Genomic DNA, 17,755 nt, shown 5'->3' on the forward strand with positions numbered 1-17,755 from the left:
ATCTGTTTCTGATTGAATCGTGAATACAAATCATATAATCTCATTGGAAGATTATAATTCACTGTTTTATTAAATCAAGTGCTTTCAAAAGAACAAATTGAGACAGCATCAAATCCAGAGGAACAAGTAGCTTCAATTATTTGGTGATAAGCCTATATCAAGAAGATGGCTTCTGGGAGCGAAGGCTCCATGTCGAAAAACTGATGAAAAGCCGGATACTGACGGAAAGTACACTTTCTTTGGAAGCGGGGTTACCCCCACTTCCTGCTTGATGTGAGAATCGTGGCTAAAACCTGGAGATCTCCACGAGCAGCTGATCTTTCTTCACAGTATCACCTTTTGAGACGTGTATCCTGCTGACGATCCCGCTGATGCTGGAGCAGATCTCATTGTGCATCTTCATTGCTTCAAGAAGCAGCAGCATATCTCGAGGTTTAACTGAATCTCCTTCAGATACGAGAATATCAATAATTAATCCAGGGATGAAAGCTCTGACTTCAGAAAGATCAGGCATTCCATCAAATGCTTTCAGTGATCCTTCAGGAATTTCCGTTGAATATTCCGTACCGTCGATATTAAGGTTACTGAGTTTACTTTCCATAATTCTTCTATCCTCTACAGAGGAATATTGCCATGTTTATGGCCAATTTCAAAGGAATCCGCAACAGAGAAAGCTTTAATGAATGTTTCTCTGGTCATGCTTGATTTAATAATGGTATCAATGTAGCCTTTTTTCGCGGCAACGTATGGATTGGAAAATTTCTCTTCGTATTCATTCACTTTTTCCTGCCTGAAGGCTTCGGGATCATCGGCTTCTGCTATTTCCCTGCGGAAAATTATGTTTGCGGCCCCTTCAGGACCCATGACAGCTATTTCTCCGGAAGGCCATGAAGTAACAAATGTTGCTCCGAGATGCCTGCTGCACATGGCTATGTAAGCACCGCCATAAGCCTTTCTCATTATCAGAGTCATTTTTGGAACTGTAGCCTCACTGTATGCATAGAGCAGCTTGGCTCCATGTCTGATAACACCCGCATGTTCCTGGTCTGTTCCAGGGAGATATCCTGGAGTATCAACCATTGTGAGCAGAGGGATGTTGAAGGAATCACAGAATCTGATGAATCTTGCCGCTTTATCTGAAGCATTTACATCGAGAACTCCCGCAAGAACTCTTGGCTGATTGGCAATAATACCGATAGTTTTTCCGTCAAGCCTTGCGAATCCTACAACGATATTCCTGGCCCACCGTTCGTGAACCTCAAGGAAATTTGAAGCGTCAACTATTCCCCGGATGAGTTCCTTGACACAGTAAGCCCGCTTCCTGTCGTCTGGAATAACATCATCTCCAAGCGGATTGACAGGGGGGGCTGCTCTGTAAACAGGAGGTTTCTCATTTGAGTTGGCTGGAAGGAATGAAAGCAGTTTCTTAAGAGTACTAAAAGCTTCAGCTTCACTCTCTGCGTAGAAATGAGCATTACCTGTAATAGAAGCTTGTGTGACAGCACCGCCAAGTTCCTCCTGTGTGACTTCCTCTCCAAGGACTGTTTTGATTACCTGAGGACCCGTGATGAACATGTTCGATATTTTATTGACCACGAAAACAAAATCGGTAAGAGCCGGCGAATATACGGCTCCTCCGGCACATGGTCCAAGTATTACAGAAATCTGAGGTATGATTCCGCTCATACGAGTATTCCGATAGAAAATTTCACCATACCCACAAAGGGATTCCACTCCCTCCTGAATCCTCGCGCCACCCGAATCATTGATTCCGATAAGTGGTATGTGAGCTTCCCCTGCAGCATCCATCACTTTTGTGATCTTCTTGGCGTGGGCTCTGCCAAGGGATCCTCCGGCCACTGTGAAATCCTGAGCGAAGACAGCCACATATCTGTTACTGACTTTTCCGAATCCCGTAATAACACCATCTCCGGCGAGTTCTTTCCGGTCCATTCCAAAATCTTTCACCGAATGCTCGACGAACAGGTCTGTCTCAAGAAATGAGTCAGGGTCGAGCAGGAGATTTTCTATTCGTTCTCTCGCTGTATGCTTCCCTTTCTTCTTCTGTTTTTCGATAGCCTGTTCACCGCCACCTTTTAGTTTACCTGAAAGGCGAGCAAGAAAATCATTAACTGATTTCATAATCGACATAGTTAGATCTCCTCATGCAATTTTACCGGATAGAATTCAGTATACACTTTCAGTAATATAAGAATTCTCCCTGTTCGAATATCAAAAAAAAGGACATTTACCCTTTTACAAACATTGATTCTACTATTGGTATAAGATAATTCAGTTATGTCACTGAGTGGTAGTCTTGAATTATATCAGTGAAGTAGAATGAGGAGCAGTTATCTACCAGGATAATGTACTTTCAGCAGGTGGTATTTCAATGATAGATAGAGCCGGAATACTCTCTGGAATGCTTTTCTCCCATTCCAGCCCTGCAAGAAGTCTGATTGTGACGAACATGCCGCTTGCAGTTAATCCAAACGGAGTTGTTCCATTGATCTGTTCTCCAGCAATCACTGCCCAGCCACGGTATTCAGCAGTGTCGGGTATCGAATACAATATTACCGTGAAGTGTGAGAGAATTTCAGGATCTGTCCAGTAATCAGCAATCTGTAATACTGTTGAGACTTTGGAATAGATCGGATTGATGAAAATTAAATCCGGTTTATACAGATCTATGAGACTGAAAAGAATTCTCTGCTTTCCCAGGGGATTCTTCCATAAGGAATCCTCGAAATCCTCAGTCAATCCTGACGGAATAGAGATAGTATTACCGGTTTTATCGGTCCATATCTGAATATGATCCTGGTTCAGATCATAATTTGAATATCTATCGCTGATCACAGCCAGCAACATGTTGTTCTTCAAGGCTTCCTGAATAAGCTGCTGCTCTGAAGATCGGATTGTTTCCGGCTCCTCCGGCATCAGCATCGCTCCTGATATATGTTCACCTTTTTCCGTGATAATCCATGGAAGATCCGGAGAGGGCGCCAGTTTCCTGAAATTCACTATAACAATCGGGGAATACTCCAGTTCTGAGGTCATATCCACAGGCGGCTGATCATCTTTACATCCGATAATGAAAAATGCTGACAGGAGAAGAAACAGAAATCTGTTCAAGTGAACCTCCAGATTCAAGATTGACCGTAAAATTCCAGCTTCTGAAAACCACTCGGTTAACATGACACTCATTTAAATATAACTCCTGCATTCATCGGGAGGCATGTTTTGTATATATTCACGGTTGCAGTGCCATGAATTCCTCAACATAGTCAAGCTTTGGAGGTTTGCTGAATTGAAAATTACTTTCTTCGGAGCAGCACGTGCTGTAACCGGTTCGAAGCATTTACTTGAAATTGGCGATAGGAAAATACTGCTTGATTGCGGTTTTCACCAGGGACATCGCATTGAAAGTGAAGAACTTAACAGAAATTTCCCCTTTAATCCGTCTGATCTGGATTGTATTATTCTTTCACATGCGCATATAGATCATGCCGGAAACCTCCCTGGTGTTATAAAGAAAGGTTTCGGAGGCTTGATAATCAGCACTTTTGCCACAAGAGATCTTGCGGCAATCATGCTTCCCGACAGCGCTCATATACAAAAGTACGATACTCAGTACCTGAACAAAAAGAGAGCGAAAAAGGACCTTCCTCCCCTTGAACCTTTATACGATATCGAAGATGTGACACGAACTCTGGAGCATTTCATGTCCATTCCTTACAACAGACCGTTTGAAATCTTCAACGGGATAACTCTGCGTTTTCTTGATGCGGGACACATTCTGGGCTCAGCCCAGATTGAACTTACTATCCGGGAAAACGGGCATGAGAAGGTTCTTCTATTCTCAGGAGATCTGGGTCGACCTGGCAGACCGATACTCAAAGATCCGGACATGAGTGCGAAAGCCGATATTCTGCTGATGGAGAGCACCTACGGTGGAAGAAATCACGAGAAGCAGGAAGAAGCTCTGATTCGATTCCGGGATATAGTAAATAAAACCTACAAACTTGGCGGAAAAGTGATCATTCCATCTTTCAGTGTCGGCAGGACACAGGAAGTGCTTTACTATATTCACGAATTGGTAACACGAAATGAAATGCCGAATATGCCGGTGTTTGTTGATTCACCTCTTTCTTTCGACGCAACAGAAATATACAAGATCCATCAGGAGTGTTTCGATTCCCATATGCGTGACTACCTTCACAGTGGAGAAAGCCCATTTCAGTTCGAAGGTCTCCGTTTCATTCAGAGCGTAGGGGAATCAAAAGCGCTCAATATGGATTCAAGACCAATGGTGATTATTTCGGCCTCCGGAATGTGCGAGAACGGAAGAATTCTGCATCATCTGAAGAACAATATTGAAAGTAACAAGAACACCGTGCTGATTGTCGGATTCATGGCCCAGCACACTCTGGGACGAAGACTTCTTGATGGATGTAAAGAGGTAAAGATCTTCGGTGAAGAGTATACCGTGAAAGCTGGTCTTGAAGTGATTAACGGCTTTTCTGCTCATGCTGATTCCGATGCACTGGTTGACTATGCCGAAAATATCGGTAAAGATGCGAAGGATATATTCCTTGTTCACGGCGAACTTGACCAGAGCGAAGTTCTTGCCAGGCGGATATTCGAGAGAACCGGCATTGAACCTGTTATTCCTTCTATGTGTGAAACTTATGAGATACAATAACATGCGGAATGTCTGGAACAATATACGCTGTATCAGAATACATCGGTTGTTAGATATGAATAAAAAACAGGAGACATAATGACCGTATTTACTTGCATTTTTCTTATTCTCGCTGGAAGTTTTCCGGGGTTTATATCCCCATCTACAGGAATAGGAGATGAAATACTGCCTCTGAATCCCAGATCCTTTGGAATGGGAGGAATCTGTGCAGGTGTTCCTGATTCAACCAGCTTTTCAATGCTCAATCCTGCTGCGTCAGCATGGGCTTTAAACAGCGGCGTCTGTTTCGGTGGAAGATACAGTGAAGGCGATGTATCGTCCTGGGACAACAGCTTCGGTATTCCACTCATATCAGCCGTAATTCCTCTTCCTGGAAGGATTGTGGTCACTGCAGCTATTGATGGGAAAAGCAGAATTAAAACCGCAGAGGAGATGATTTTCGATGAGTTTACAGGAGATCTTTCCTGGTCAGGCGGGCTCGTGGAGTCCTATACCGGACTGTCGGTCAGAGCGACTGACTGGCTTGCATTTTCTTTTGGCGGCCGTTGTACTTTCGGGAGTATTGTTTCGGATGTAACACTGATTCCTGATAATCCTTCACAATACCCGACGAAAGAGATCATCTACAGAGATGATGTGAGTTTCAGACAGGCCTGGGGTGGAGTTTTCGGTCTTTTCATTAATTCAGATCGTTTTGGCCTGGGATTCTCCATTTCAACTGACAGAAAAGGCACTCTTGATATTCATCGTGATTACGAGGAATACGATCCAGACAGTTCGAGTCAGATGTATACAATTCCAGGTGAATTAAGCGCTGGGATCTCCTACAGACCATTAGAGCGATTACTTATCGGGCTTGATATCTACTCCAGAAAGTCACTTGACGTATTTGGATCCATCACTGATTCAGGTTCCATTATTTCAGCTGGATCTGAGGTAAATATTGGAAGCGGAGTAATTGCTCGAACCGGTTACAGCCATATGAATGGATTATGGAGAGATGGCGCGGACAGATTCACCGCTGGCGCCGGATTGGTATTCGGAGATGGTAAAGCAGGAATAGACCTATCCACAGGATTCCAGTTCTGGAGGAATATTCAGGATGAGTTCCAGAAGGAAACCGTATTATTCATTTCGTTGTGGGCTACTGAGAAATGGCTGGGAGAATAGGCTCCTCTGACAGAGTAGTTGCAATAGTACCCGCCAGGTACTGTTCTGTAAGGCTTCCCGGAAAGCCCCTTGCTGACGTTGCCGGGGTTCCACTTATCAATAGAGTTCTTCAGGGTCTGAATGGTTCTGTAGACAGGATTATTGTGGCCACTGATGACAGACGCATTATGGATTCTGTCAGAAAAAGCGGATTCGAAGCAATTCTGACTGGAGATGCCGATACCGGCACGCAGAGAGTATTCATGGCATGGGAATCACTGGGCTGTCCGGGGGAATGGATTATTAACGTTCAGGGAGATGAACCTCTTGTTGACTCCACCTGGATCAATGCACTTACTTCCTGTCATCCTGAGGATTATCGAGTAACTACGCTTGCCAGGAGGGTACAGGCCGTTCAGGCTCAATCCCCAGATTCCGTGAAAGTTGTAACTGATTGTAATGGTGATGCAATGTATTTCTCAAGGTATTCTGTACCGCACGGCGCAGAAGAACTGCTCGAACACATTGGAGTCTACTGTTTCAACCCCGCCTCTCTCAGGCATTGTATAAGCGCAGGAAGCACTCTCCTGTCCAGAACAGAGCGTCTTGAGCAACTGGCCTGGCTTGAAAATGGAATCAGAGTTAGGGTTATTGATGGAGATTTTAGGGGATTAGGTGTGGATACGCCGGATGATCTTGAAAGGGCGGTGAAATATTTTGCAAACAGATAAGACTCCTTTTTTTATCATTGGTCCGTGCAGTCTTGAATCCAGAGACCTTTCGTTTACAGTAGCCGAGTTTGTTCAGAAACTGATTGATTCAGTGCATCCTCGATCTGAATGGGTTTTCAAAGGTTCGTTTCTTAAGGATAACAGAACAAGTCATAATTCCTATAGAGGACCCGGACTTGAAAAAGGATTACGTATTCTTGAAGAGATCTCCGATACATTCGGTGTGCGAACACTGACTGATATACATAACTGGCAGCAGATTGCTTCTGTTGCTCAAGTTGTTTCCATAATTCAGGTTCCAGCTTTTCTATGCAGACAGACGTCTATTCTGGAGGCTGTTGGAGGTTCCGGAAAACCTGTGAATATCAAGAAGGGTCAGTTCATGGATCCGCAGAATATGAAGGGTTCGGTGAACAAGGTCCGGTCATCCGGTTGTGATGAAGTCTGGCTTACAGAAAGAGGAACTTTTTTCGGTTATGGCGATCTCTATCAGTAATGAGAGAGTTCGCTGATAAAGTCATTCTTGATGTTACTCATTCTCTTCAGCTTCCCGGTGCCGCAGATGGTCAGAGCGGTGGCTGCAGCGAGTACGCTCCAGCTCTCGCACGTGCGGGAGCTGCCTGGGGTGTCGATGGTCTTTTCATTGAATCGCATCCTGATCCTCAATCAGCTTTGAGTGACTCAGCTACGATGGTTGATTTCAATACACTTGAATTCATGCTGACAGAGGCTCTAAGACATTGGGAGGGAAGATGAAGTCCCTGGGAACGATCAGATTACTGGCTCTCGATGTTGATGGTGTACTCACAGATGGTGGTTTGTATTATGGGCCTGACGGAGTAGTTCAGAGATTTGATTCAAGAGATGGAGCTGGAATAATCGAACTGAGGCGGAGGGATTTTCCTGTTGCACTGGTTTCTTTCCGGGATTTTCCAGCGACCAGACGCAGGGCCGGAGATCTGGACATACAGCTTCTCTGTCTTGGCTGCTCCGAAAAAGCCTCAGCTCTCATGAAACTGAGCGAACTGCTTTCGATTGATTCTTCAGAAGTTCTGTTTATGGGAGATGGGCTTCTGGACCTGCCCGCAATTCGGATTGCCGGTATAGGAGCATGTCCGGCTGATGCGCATCCATCTGTCAAAGCTGAATGTGATATTGTGACATCTAATGCCGGGGGTGAAGGAGCTGTGAGGGAGATAGTAGATATGCTGCTGGAGAGCCTTGATAATGTCTGATCTGTACAAAGAAGCCTTAAGAGTGCTTCAAATTGAAATTGAGTGGCTGGAAGCTACAGGTACTCTTATAAGAGAGGCTTTTTCAGAAGCTGTTCTAACCCTCGCTTCCGCAAAAGGTAAAATCGTGATCTGCGGGATGGGTAAATCCGGGCATGTTGGAAAGAAGATCGCCGCAACTATGACGAGCACCGGAAGCCCTGCCTATTTTCTTCACCCGTCAGAAGGGATTCATGGTGATCTTGGTATTCTGCAGAAGGGTGATGTTGCTCTTGTGCTCTCGAAAAGTGGAGAAACAGAGGAAATAGCTTTGCTCCTTCCATGTTTCAGACATCTGAATATCCCTGTCGTCGCGATTACTTCTGCCACTGACTCCTTACTCCACCGCGCAGCAAAAGTTGTTCTTCAGCTTCCTGATCTCCAGGAAGCCTGTCCCTACAATCTGGCTCCAACAGCAAGCACTACGGCTACGATGGCTCTGGGTGACGCTCTTGCCATGGCACTTCTTCATCAGAAGAAATTTTCACCTGATGATTTTGCCCAGGTTCATCCCGGAGGAATGCTTGGCAGAAGACTTCTTACCCGTGTCAGGGATTTAATGGATTGTGGTTCTCTTCCTGAGATTTCCGAGTCAGCGCCGCTAACAGAGGCAGTTGCATTGATGACAGCTCACAGAGGAGTGTGCTATTCAACAGACAATGACGGTAAATTGAGCGGTATATTCGTTTACGGTGATCTTGGAAGATTGATGAAGAACCGTGAGAATATCCTGGATCTTCAGCTTGGTGATGTACTTATAAGGAAACCGGTCATATGCAATGAAGATGAACTTGCTTCAATCGCAGTTTCCAGAATGGAAGAACACGGAATCACAAGTCTCGTTGCCATAAATACCGAAGGCAGACCCATTGGAATACTCTACCTGCATGATGCTCTTCAGGCCGGCGTGAAATAATTCATTCCATGAAATCACGACTTCCTTTCCGCCATATAAGGCACTCCCTTGAATTGCCCCTCGCAAAACTTGTTTTTTTCATCGCTTCAGTTCTGCCGCGGAGGCTTATCTGGATCACAGCAGGTTTGTTCGGGTTCCTTGCGTCGCTGATTCCGGGAAAGTCCGTAAGAATATTCAGAATCAACAAACGGCACATCATGAAGCCCTGTGGTATGAATGTTCATCTGAGTACCGTGTACAGAAATCTTATTGCCGGAATGCTGGATTTTTTCCATCTGTCGGGAAAATCCGATGATGAATTCATGAAAACAGTAGAAGTACATGGCGCTGAAAATATGGAAGCGGCTCTGTCCTCCGGAAAAGGGGCATTAGCTATAACAGCTCACTATTCAGCATGGGAACTGATACCGAGAGCTATAAAGCTGCTTGGTCATCGGGTTGGTGTTGTCTCACGAAAGCTGTCTCAAAGGGATACATCGGAATATTTCGATTCTCTCAGGAAGAAACATGATGTTGCTCTTGTTGACAGGAGCAGCGGTATTGTGAAGCTCATGCATGTATTGCGCAAGAATACCGCAGTAGGTATTTTGATAGATCAGGATACAATGGGAGTTGAAAGTGAGTTTGTTGATTTTCTTGGACTTCCGGCGAGAACGCCGGTTGGTCCGGCTCAGCTGGCAGTAAGATTCGGGATACCTGTTCTGACACTTCATATTGCCAGGAAGAGCAATGGAAGATATATCCTTACTATCGATAAACCAATGGTACTTGCGGATTACTCCGGAGATAATGGGTATCTTGAACTTACAGCTGATCTTACCGGAAGGATTGAGGAGTGGATACGTGAAGATCCTCAGCAATGGGTCTGGATTCATGAACGCTGGGCTCGTCGCCCTGGCTGGGCTCCTGGCCTGCGGTAATCCTGATCCGGTGGAAATGGATTCTGATCAGGAACCAGTCCAGAACGTGGAGAATTTCATACTTGTTCAATCTCTAGAAGGAAATCGCTCCTGGCGTCTGGTGAGTGATGAAGCTGTTTACACAGAGGGCGACAGCATTCTTCTGATAGATAGTGTTAATCTTACATTTTTTGAAGAGGATATTCCCTCAACCATCCTGACTGGTGATTCCGGACGTGTTGAACTACAATCAGGCTTGATGAGAATATGGGGCCATGTAAATGCGCGGACAAACGATGACAGGCATCTTTCGACTGAAGAGATTATCTGGAATGATGAGATGGGAGTTTTTCATAGTGACTGTCTCGTGGTGCTGACCATTCCTGATTCGACTGGAGAAACAGTTCTTTCAGGGATGGGAGTTGATCTGGATGTAAGTCTTGGCGTAGCAGAAGGAGTTGATATTGAAGAAAGTTTCACTGCGGTTTACTCCGGCGAGATTGACCTCGAATAACCTTATACTGCTGTTATCCGCTTCTGTCGTGGGCGCGGGAGTGTTCACTGCCACCGCTGATCGGGCAGTTGCGAGGGAACTTGAATCCGGTGAGGTTGTTCTTGATCTGGCGCAGAATGTCATTGTAACCGATGGTGAGGTAACAGTCAATTCCGACAGCGCTACTGTTTGGCAGGATTCCGGAAACGCTCTGTTTCTTGGAAATGTAATCGTCTTAATGGATACTCTTACCGGTACTTCCGAATATCTGGAATATCTTAAGGATGCTGGCATGGTTACCATGATCGGGGATGTAGTTCTTACCGACGGAGAGACAGTTGTAGAAGCTGAAGAAGTAGTGTATTTTCGCGGCTCAGCTAAGGCAACGGCAAGGGAGAATGTGATAATGACCGGCCCATGGTTTGGACGGGTAGAAGGACAGTACGCACTGTATGACAGAGAGAGAGGCAGCCTTTTCGTAACGGTCGATCCTGTTCTCAGAAGAGCGGAAAATGGAGACAGTCTTACAGTTACTGCTGATCGACTCGAATTTTTTCTGGAGGATAACAGCGCTGAGGCACAGGGAAACGTTCTTGTTTCAATGCCTGAAATGGATTTCACTTCTACGTCTGAATACCTGAGGTATTTTGGTGATGAGGATCGTTTTGAACTGTTCGGTTCCCCGGTTCTGTTCTTTGAGGAAGGAGATATGTCAGGAGACTGGATGGAAATCCTTCTGGAATCCTCCGGAGATCCGGAATCAGTCAGGATTGAAGGAGACGCTTCAGGATATTTTTGTGATTCCGGTGTTGATCCTCCGGCTGAAACCTGGTTCTCCTCGGAGAGAGCATTTTTTTCTTTTGAGGACAGTGAACCTGACTCAGTTATGCTGACTGGTTTTGCGTCTCTTACAATGAAATCAGGAGGAGAAGCTGCTTCAAGAGATGAGATGAATACTGTACGGGGGAATACATTTACTATTACATTTGAAGATGGCAACGCAACAGAAGTCATTGTATCCGGTTCAGTAACTGGAACATACAGCTACCGTGGAGGTGATCAGTGACTGTACGCCGGAAGACCATAAGCGACATAAAGATCCTGAGAACTGAGAATCTTGTTAAGAAATACAGAAAACGACCTGTTGTAAACGGCGTATCTCTCACTGTCGAAAGAGGAGAAATAGTAGGCCTTCTTGGCCCGAATGGAGCGGGGAAGACCACCACTTTCAATCAGATTGTCGGTTTCATTCGACCTGACTCCGGCGAAGTCTACATGGATAAAATTATTATCACACATCTACCGATGTATAAAAGATGCAGGCTTGGAATCGGCTATCTGCCCCAGGAATCCAGTGTATTCAGGAAAATGACGGTATCGGATAATCTGATGAGTATACTGGAAACGATGAAACTGGGGAAAAGCGAACGGAAACAAAGACTATCCATCCTCCTTTCCGATTTGGGCCTGGAAAAGGTTGCGGATCAGAAAGCGTTTACATTATCAGGAGGAGAGAGAAGACGTGTTGAAATTGCACGCGCTCTTGTGACAGAACCTGCTTTCCTTCTTCTCGATGAACCTTTTGCGGGGATTGATCCTATAGCGGTTGATGATATTCAGAGTATAGTAAAGAACCTCAGAACAAAAGGTCTTGGCATACTGATAACGGATCATAATGTAAGAGAAACGCTTGAAATTACTGACAGAGCATACATCATGTACGATGGGCAAATACTTATCTCCGGTTCAGCTGTTGAACTTGCTGAAGATCCCGAAGCAAGAAAAATATATCTTGGTGAAAGGTTCAAACTCTAATATGCCTGAACTCAGAATGAATCAGAATCTGAGACTGTCTCAAACCCAGAAGCTTGTGCTCACACAGAAGATAAGACAGGCTCTGGAAATTCTCCAATTACCATCAATTGATCTTGAAAACCTCATAAGGAAAGAACTTCAGGAGAATCCGCTCCTGGAAAAGGAAGTTAATCAACAAAAGGAGCCGGAGAAAACAGATGATGGTAAATCTCAGAAATCCGAGGCTGATTCCTGGGATGAGGAGCCATCCAGAAGTGACAGTGTGGAATCCGACCCGCTGGATATTCTCAAGCGCATTGAGGAGCATACAGGCGAGTACACACACAACTCCAGACAGACTGATGATGATTCATGGACACCTGAACCGCCAAGTGAACTTACGCTTTCCGAATATCTTCTTCAGCAGGTTTATGCACTCATGCTTCCAGATAATTTAGAAGATGCTGTAGTCTATATCGTTTATTCTCTGAACAGACATGGGCTGCTTTTTCTGACAGAACAGGAACTTGAATCCGGTTGGAACGGTAAGCCTGAATTGCTGATCAGGGCAATTGAGATCGTTAGAACTCTTGATCCTACAGGTGTTGGCGCCGGAGATGAAGTCGAAGCGCTGGAAATGCAGCTGAAAGAAATGGGTTTCACAACCGACAGTCTTGAATATCGAATAGTAACCACTCATTTTGATGAGATGACAGAGAAAAGGATAAAACAGATTGCAGGCGCGGAAAACGTTTCACCGCATGAAGTACAGGAAGCAATTGACAGAATATCCATTCTGAATCCCTGGCCGGGAAACGAGTTCTCATCCAGCGCCAATGCTGCCGTCATACCTGATATCATAATCATCAGAGTAAAAGATCATTTTGAAGCTGTTCTGAATGACAACAGATTTCCGAGATTGATGATATCCGTCAGAAACAGACAGATTCTTGAATCACCTAACACTCCTCCGAAGGAGAAAGAGTATGTGGTTAAAAAATTCCAGAAAGCATCCTGGTTCATTAAGGCAATCGCGCAGCGCCAGGAGACAGTCACAAGAATCGGCAATTTTCTCGCGGAGTATCAGAGCAATTTCTTTGAGCACGGGATTGAGGGACTCCGGCCGCTCACCCTGCAGATAGTAGCGGATTCTCTGGGATACAATCAGTCAACTATCAGCAGGGCTATCAATGGCAAATACCTTCAGTCACCCAGAGGTATTTACGAAATTCGTTTCTTTTTCAGCAGGGCGCTCCCCGGTGAGGATGGAGATGTATCCAGCAGATCCGTGAAAGATGAATTGAGGAAGCTGATTAGAAAGGAGGACAAGAGCAAACCTCTTTCGGACGCTAAACTCGTTCTGACGCTGGAGGCTCAGGGCATGACAGTTAAAAGACGGACAGTGGCCAATTACCGGTCAGATATGAATATCCCGTCCGCGAGACAGAGAAAACGATACTGACAGACTGATGAGGGAGGAAGCAATGAATGACTTTTCAATGGAATTACTTCAGCTGGAATACCCTGAAGGCTGCAACATCATTCTGGGGCAGTCTCATTTCATTAAAACAGTTGAAGATCTGTATGAAGCAATCATCGGAACTGTTCCGGGATCAGAGTTTGGACTTGCCTTTTCCGAAGCCTCAGGTCTAAGACTTGTCAGGAGTGATGGAACAAACCTTGAACTGAAATCCATTGCTGAGAAGAACCTGCTCAAGCTTGGATGCGGACATACATTTATGATCGTGCTGTCGAAGGTTTTCCCGATACAGATTCTCAATCAGATAAAAAACGTTCCGGAGGTCTGCAGAATCTACTGTGCTACCGGAAACCTCGTTCAGGTTATAGTCGCCAGATCAGATCAGGGCGGCGGAGTAATGGGGGTTATCGACGGTGAACCTCCATTTGCAGTTGAAATAGAGGAAGACATAGAAAACCGCCTGCAGCTGCTTCAGAAAATTGGATACAAACGCTGACCCGCTGATGAAATTCGCAGTTCAGCAATAGGAAAGTTGATCTAGTGGAATTTCCACAATTCCACAACCTGCGTTCAAGCGAGAATGGTGCCCTTGATATGTATTCGCTCAGGGTCTTACGACCATCGGCATCACAGGCTTTTATGGGCTTGCCGCAGTGAATGCAAAAGCCGCTGTGCTTCCGGGAACGCATGTTCTCCACCAGTTCCTTCGAGATCATACCCTCTTCGAGAAGAAGATCTGGCTGGTGAGTTCATTTTGAGCGAACGTAGTGAGTCGAAGGAAATCCCGCTTGTGTATAAAACCAATAATTGTTCAATTGAGCTTATGTATTGAATCGATTACTAATTTGATGCTCATATTATTCTATTATTGACTTAATAGCAATAGTGAATTATGTAAAAAACAAGAAATAATTTTTGCTTGAAAATTGGGTTAAGGAGAATAATATGAAATGTTTTCTTGCTACACTAACGATATTGACCAGTCTGGGATTCGCTGAGTGGCATATCGAGATTGTGGATACGGGAGGAGGCGATTTCTGCTCCCTGGCTCTGGATTCCTCAGGAAATCCACATATCTCCTATGCAAGATATTTCTCTTCTCTGAAGTACGCTTTCTGGAACGGTTCCTACTGGGAGATCGAAACCGTTGACGCAACATTTAATACAGGCGCATACAACTCCCTTGCTCTAGATGCCTTGGGCAACCCACATATCTCCTACTCCGATCACTCCGACGAAGATGATGATCTGATGTATGCATTCTGGAACGGTTCTTCCTGGCAAATCGAGATTGTGGATTCAGAAGGTGTAGTAGGCAAATCCACCTCACTGGCTCTGGATTCCTCGGGTAATCCACATATCTCCTACTGGGATTTCACTAACAATGATTTGAAATACGCTTTCTGGAATGGCTCCTCATGGGATATCGAAACCGTGGACGCAGTAGGTAATGTAGGCCAATATTCCTCACTGGCACTGGACTCTTCTGGCATACCCCATATCTCTTACCGCGATCAAACTAATGATGATCTGAAGTATGCCGTCTGGAATGGCTTGTACTGGGTTAACGAGACTGTGGATTCAGAAGGTGAAGTAGGACTGAACTCCTCACTAGCTCTGGACTCCCTGGGCAATCCACACATCTCCTATCTCGATTGTTACTCAGACCATGATCTGAAGTACGCTAGTTGGAACGGTTCCTCCTGGGAAATTGAGATTGTGGATTCAGAAAGTCGTGTATCCTGCGGCACCTCCCTGGCGCTGGACTCCTTGGGCAATCCATACATCTCCTATGGCAATGGTTACCCAGACTATGATCTGCAGTGCGCCAGTTGGAACGGTTCCTCCTGGGAAATCGAGATTGTTGACTCAGAAGGTTACATGGGCTCCTCCCTGGCTCTGGACTCCTTGGGCAACCCACATATCTCCTACTTCAACAACTCTTACAGTAATCTGACGTATGCCTATTTCACTCTGGAGGGGATCGAGGATGATCTGGTTATTTCAGAGTACTCACTCTCGGGCGTATCACCTAATCCGGTAATCGGAACCGCGTGCATACACTTCGGAGTTCCAAAAGCATCTCTGGTCAGGTTTTCAGTATTCGATATATCAGGAAGACTCGTGAGTGAATCCAGGGAAATCGAATATTCTTCGGGTTACCATGATATTCAACTTGAAGACTTTTCATCTGGTATCTACTTCTGCAGGATGATCACAGACGACTTCACCGCGACTCAAGAATTCGTTGTTATAAAGTAACTACCAGAGTTCGAAGTTCCGGGCAATAATCGCTAATGGGCTCCGGATGTGGATATTTCAGAAGATACCGACGGTATTGAGGTCAGGTATGGCAGTTTTACCCGCTCATTCACACTCTCCACCGAGGTTAAGGGAGATTAGGCCAGGGCATCCTATGAGAATGGTGTGCTGAAGATAATCCTCCCGAAAGAAGAGAAAGCGCTCCACAGGAAGATCAGGATAGAAGACTAGAGATTTTCAAGAATCTGACCTGGCAGGCCGATGCCTGCCCGGTCTATTTGTCTGAATATTCGTTAATGAACCAGCCCCATCGCTTCCTCTGGCTTCTGCAGACGCCTCTTTTCCTCAGTATCCGATACAGCGGACTGAATAGAGACAATATCCATCTGACCGGTGCGGATTCCATAAAGAGGGCGAAAGGTTTCCGGGCAAGAAACCGGATTATGCCATTCGGAATCCTTTTATTGACCATAAGAAAGAGGAGATTCAGATAACTTAAATCCCTGTCATGATCCTCTTTCAGATGAGAGGCTTCAGATCCTGAAATGATCCCATCCTCCATCGCTCTGGTGTAGACCGCTGTGCCGGGGAAAAAAGTCAGAGAAAACAGCTGAAGGACATAGGGTCGCGGAAGTTCAAGAATACCTTTCAGCGTAAGCAGAACGTCATCAACGCTTTCCCAGGGATTTTCAAGTATCACATCATAAGTTGGACAGAAATCGGGAGGAAAAGTCATCTTCATCGTTCGCGCAAGCTTCAGAAGTTTTTCCTTTGCGAAGAATTCCCTTCTGTACAGCTTGTTTGTAAAGGGGGATCTGTTCTTCTGAGACCGGTGTCGAATAGAATAGACAACTTCTCTTCGCCTGATGAAAGTACACTCAGCAGCGAAAAGAACGGACAGTTGATCTTTTCCCTGTATCTGTCATGGAAGTTCATTAACTGTTCGTTGCTGGCGCTGGCGAAATCATCATCCATAAAATTGATCCTGTTGAACCACGGAAATCTTTCGCGGATTGATCTTATCTCTTCAATCAGGTTGTCCACGCTTCTCCGCCGGACCGTCCTGAAACCGCTGTACAGGTCTCTGTAATGGTTGTTAATACAGTAAGCGCAGTGATGGGGGCATCCGCGGGTCCACATGGTTTCGTAGATCAAGTGGTGCGGTTCATTGAAATGAACCCGGCCGCGGACCATTTCCTTCAGAATATCTTCACTGAGAGGCAGAACCTTTCTGCCGACAAGAATGAACTGGTCTTCTATATCGTAGTCCGGGAAGGGGATGTCATCAAGATCGGCTATCGGCTCCCTTACAGGATTCCGGCATTCTCCCTGTTCGTCCCTGAACCAGATATTCCTGACGTGTGCCGGTCTTTTTCCCTTCTGGAGCGTATCAGCGAGTTCCAGCAGAGCAGCCTCTCCCTCTCCCACGCAGATGTAATCCGCCACATCGAGACACTCTTCCGGAGCAACAGTTGGATGAATTCCACCCCATAAAATAGGAATATCATGTTTCTTCCTGATTTCACGGGTGAGGTGACTCATTTTGATGAAGTAGTTGGTCATAAGGGACATACCGAGAAGATCGAATCCATCAGCAATTTCCGCAACCTGCGCGATAACTTCATCGGGGTAATGCTTTACAAAATCGATGCCGTTTTCTATCATGCTCTCAAGGTCTGGCAGAAAGACCTGGACGACGGAATGTCCACCGGCTTTAACATAGGAAGAAAGCTGCCTGGTGCTCAGAGATGTTATATCCAGATATGGAGATATTAGTAATATTTTCATAGAACCCACTTCTTATTTCATCAGATGAGGATTTGAGGTATCAGAGTAACCGAAATGATAACCAAATGAAAATTACTAAGTCAACAGCATCGTCAGGATTTCAAAGTCATCATCACCTGCTATATTCATTTGCCGGTCTTGTTTTCAAAATGCTGCTTGCAGAGGTAATGATCTCAGAGGAGCTGGTGGAGAACATGAACTCATGGAAGCACAGCGGTTTCCGGGATCTCCCGGGAACCACGTGCTTCTGGCTATGCTGGTTTCCGGGCT

General features: G+C 45.4%; 18 protein-coding genes and 1 pseudogene. 14 read left to right on the plus strand and 5 right to left on the minus strand.

Translation table 11 applies throughout. The features are described from left to right. Nucleotides 1-286: 286 nt before the first annotated feature. From K8R76_08005 to K8R76_08015, 3 genes are all read right to left on the minus strand, one after another. Nucleotides 287-601, minus strand: coding sequence for an acetyl-CoA carboxylase biotin carboxyl carrier protein subunit (locus tag K8R76_08005; protein ID MCD4848118.1), 315 nt, complete (start codon nt 599-601; stop codon nt 287-289). A 14-nt stretch (nt 602-615) separates the two neighbouring features. Continuing rightward, nucleotides 616-2,151, minus strand: a complete 1,536-nt coding sequence (locus K8R76_08010) for an acyl-CoA carboxylase subunit beta (GenBank protein ID MCD4848119.1) — start codon at nt 2,149-2,151, stop codon at nt 616-618. Between the two features lie 204 nt (nt 2,152-2,355). Next, a complete protein-coding gene (locus K8R76_08015) occupies nt 2,356-3,132 on the minus strand; it encodes a hypothetical protein (protein MCD4848120.1) in 777 nt (258 codons plus the stop codon). 175 nt (nt 3,133-3,307) lie between these two features. Between K8R76_08015 and K8R76_08020 the strand changes: the two genes are divergently transcribed. The 13 genes and pseudogenes from K8R76_08020 (at nt 3,308) to K8R76_08080 (ending at nt 15,697) form a co-directional block, all read left to right on the plus strand. Next, nucleotides 3,308-4,702: an MBL fold metallo-hydrolase gene (locus K8R76_08020; GenBank protein ID MCD4848121.1), complete on the plus strand. Its 1,395-nt coding sequence runs from the start codon at nt 3,308-3,310 to the stop codon at nt 4,700-4,702. A 78-nt stretch (nt 4,703-4,780) separates the two neighbouring features. Continuing rightward, nucleotides 4,781-5,872 carry a hypothetical protein gene (locus K8R76_08025; protein MCD4848122.1) on the plus strand — a complete coding sequence of 364 codons (1,092 nt, stop codon included), beginning with the start codon at nt 4,781-4,783 and terminating at the stop codon, nt 5,870-5,872. Further along, nucleotides 5,857-6,582: a 3-deoxy-manno-octulosonate cytidylyltransferase gene (gene kdsB, locus K8R76_08030; GenBank protein MCD4848123.1), complete on the plus strand. Its 726-nt coding sequence runs from the start codon at nt 5,857-5,859 to the stop codon at nt 6,580-6,582. The genes K8R76_08025 and kdsB overlap by 16 nt, the downstream gene beginning before the upstream one ends. Then, nucleotides 6,566-7,338, plus strand: a pseudogene (kdsA, locus tag K8R76_08035) (3-deoxy-8-phosphooctulonate synthase). The gene kdsB and the pseudogene kdsA overlap by 17 nt, the downstream one beginning before the upstream one ends. Beyond that, a complete protein-coding gene (locus tag K8R76_08040; protein MCD4848124.1) occupies nt 7,335-7,817 on the plus strand; it encodes an HAD hydrolase family protein in 483 nt (160 codons plus the stop codon). Before kdsA ends, K8R76_08040 begins: the two are co-directional and overlap by 4 nt. After that, nucleotides 7,810-8,769 carry a KpsF/GutQ family sugar-phosphate isomerase gene (locus K8R76_08045; GenBank protein ID MCD4848125.1) on the plus strand — a complete coding sequence of 320 codons (960 nt, stop codon included), beginning with the start codon at nt 7,810-7,812 and terminating at the stop codon, nt 8,767-8,769. The genes K8R76_08040 and K8R76_08045 overlap by 8 nt, the downstream gene beginning before the upstream one ends. A gap of 8 nt (nt 8,770-8,777) precedes the next feature. Further along, nucleotides 8,778-9,689 (plus strand): lysophospholipid acyltransferase family protein, encoded by a 912-nt coding sequence (locus K8R76_08050; protein MCD4848126.1) that lies wholly within the window; start codon nt 8,778-8,780, stop codon nt 9,687-9,689. Continuing rightward, the gene (gene lptC / locus K8R76_08055; GenBank protein MCD4848127.1) at nt 9,643-10,182 is read left to right on the plus strand and encodes an LPS export ABC transporter periplasmic protein LptC; all 540 of its coding nucleotides are present in this window, start codon (nt 9,643-9,645) and stop codon (nt 10,180-10,182) included. Before K8R76_08050 ends, lptC begins: the two co-directional genes overlap by 47 nt. Then, the gene (locus K8R76_08060; GenBank protein MCD4848128.1) at nt 10,133-11,227 is read left to right on the plus strand and encodes an LptA/OstA family protein; all 1,095 of its coding nucleotides are present in this window, start codon (nt 10,133-10,135) and stop codon (nt 11,225-11,227) included. The genes lptC and K8R76_08060 overlap by 50 nt, the downstream gene beginning before the upstream one ends. Before the next feature lie 26 nt (nt 11,228-11,253). Continuing rightward, on the plus strand, nt 11,254-11,976 hold the full coding sequence (gene lptB / locus K8R76_08065) for an LPS export ABC transporter ATP-binding protein (GenBank protein ID MCD4848129.1): 723 nt from the start codon (nt 11,254-11,256) through the stop codon (nt 11,974-11,976). Between the two features lies 1 nt (nt 11,977). Beyond that, the gene (gene rpoN / locus K8R76_08070) at nt 11,978-13,417 is read left to right on the plus strand and encodes an RNA polymerase factor sigma-54 (protein ID MCD4848130.1); all 1,440 of its coding nucleotides are present in this window, start codon (nt 11,978-11,980) and stop codon (nt 13,415-13,417) included. Between the two features lie 37 nt (nt 13,418-13,454). After that, complete coding sequence (locus K8R76_08075; protein ID MCD4848131.1) at nt 13,455-13,931, plus strand: adenosine-specific kinase; 477 nt, start codon at nt 13,455-13,457, stop codon at nt 13,929-13,931. Nucleotides 13,932-14,380: 449 nt separating this feature from the next. Then, entirely contained in the window at nt 14,381-15,697 is a 1,317-nt protein-coding gene (locus K8R76_08080) for a T9SS type A sorting domain-containing protein (protein ID MCD4848132.1), read from the plus strand. Nucleotides 15,698-15,971: 274 nt separating this feature from the next. Here K8R76_08080 and K8R76_08085 read toward each other — a convergent pair whose 3' ends face one another. Next, the gene (locus K8R76_08085; protein MCD4848133.1) at nt 15,972-16,439 is read right to left on the minus strand and encodes a hypothetical protein; all 468 of its coding nucleotides are present in this window, start codon (nt 16,437-16,439) and stop codon (nt 15,972-15,974) included. A gap of 14 nt (nt 16,440-16,453) precedes the next feature. Next, nucleotides 16,454-17,485 (minus strand): cobalamin-dependent protein, encoded by a 1,032-nt coding sequence (locus K8R76_08090; protein ID MCD4848134.1) that lies wholly within the window; start codon nt 17,483-17,485, stop codon nt 16,454-16,456. Between the two features lie 65 nt (nt 17,486-17,550). Between K8R76_08090 and K8R76_08095 the strand changes: the two genes are divergently transcribed. Further along, the coding region (locus tag K8R76_08095; protein MCD4848135.1) for a hypothetical protein at nt 17,551-17,755 on the plus strand (205 nt) is incomplete at its 3' end.

The organism is Candidatus Aegiribacteria sp., assembly GCA_021108435.1.
In the GTDB taxonomy this organism is placed as follows: Bacteria; Fermentibacterota; Fermentibacteria; order Fermentibacterales; family JCC-6; genus Aegiribacteria.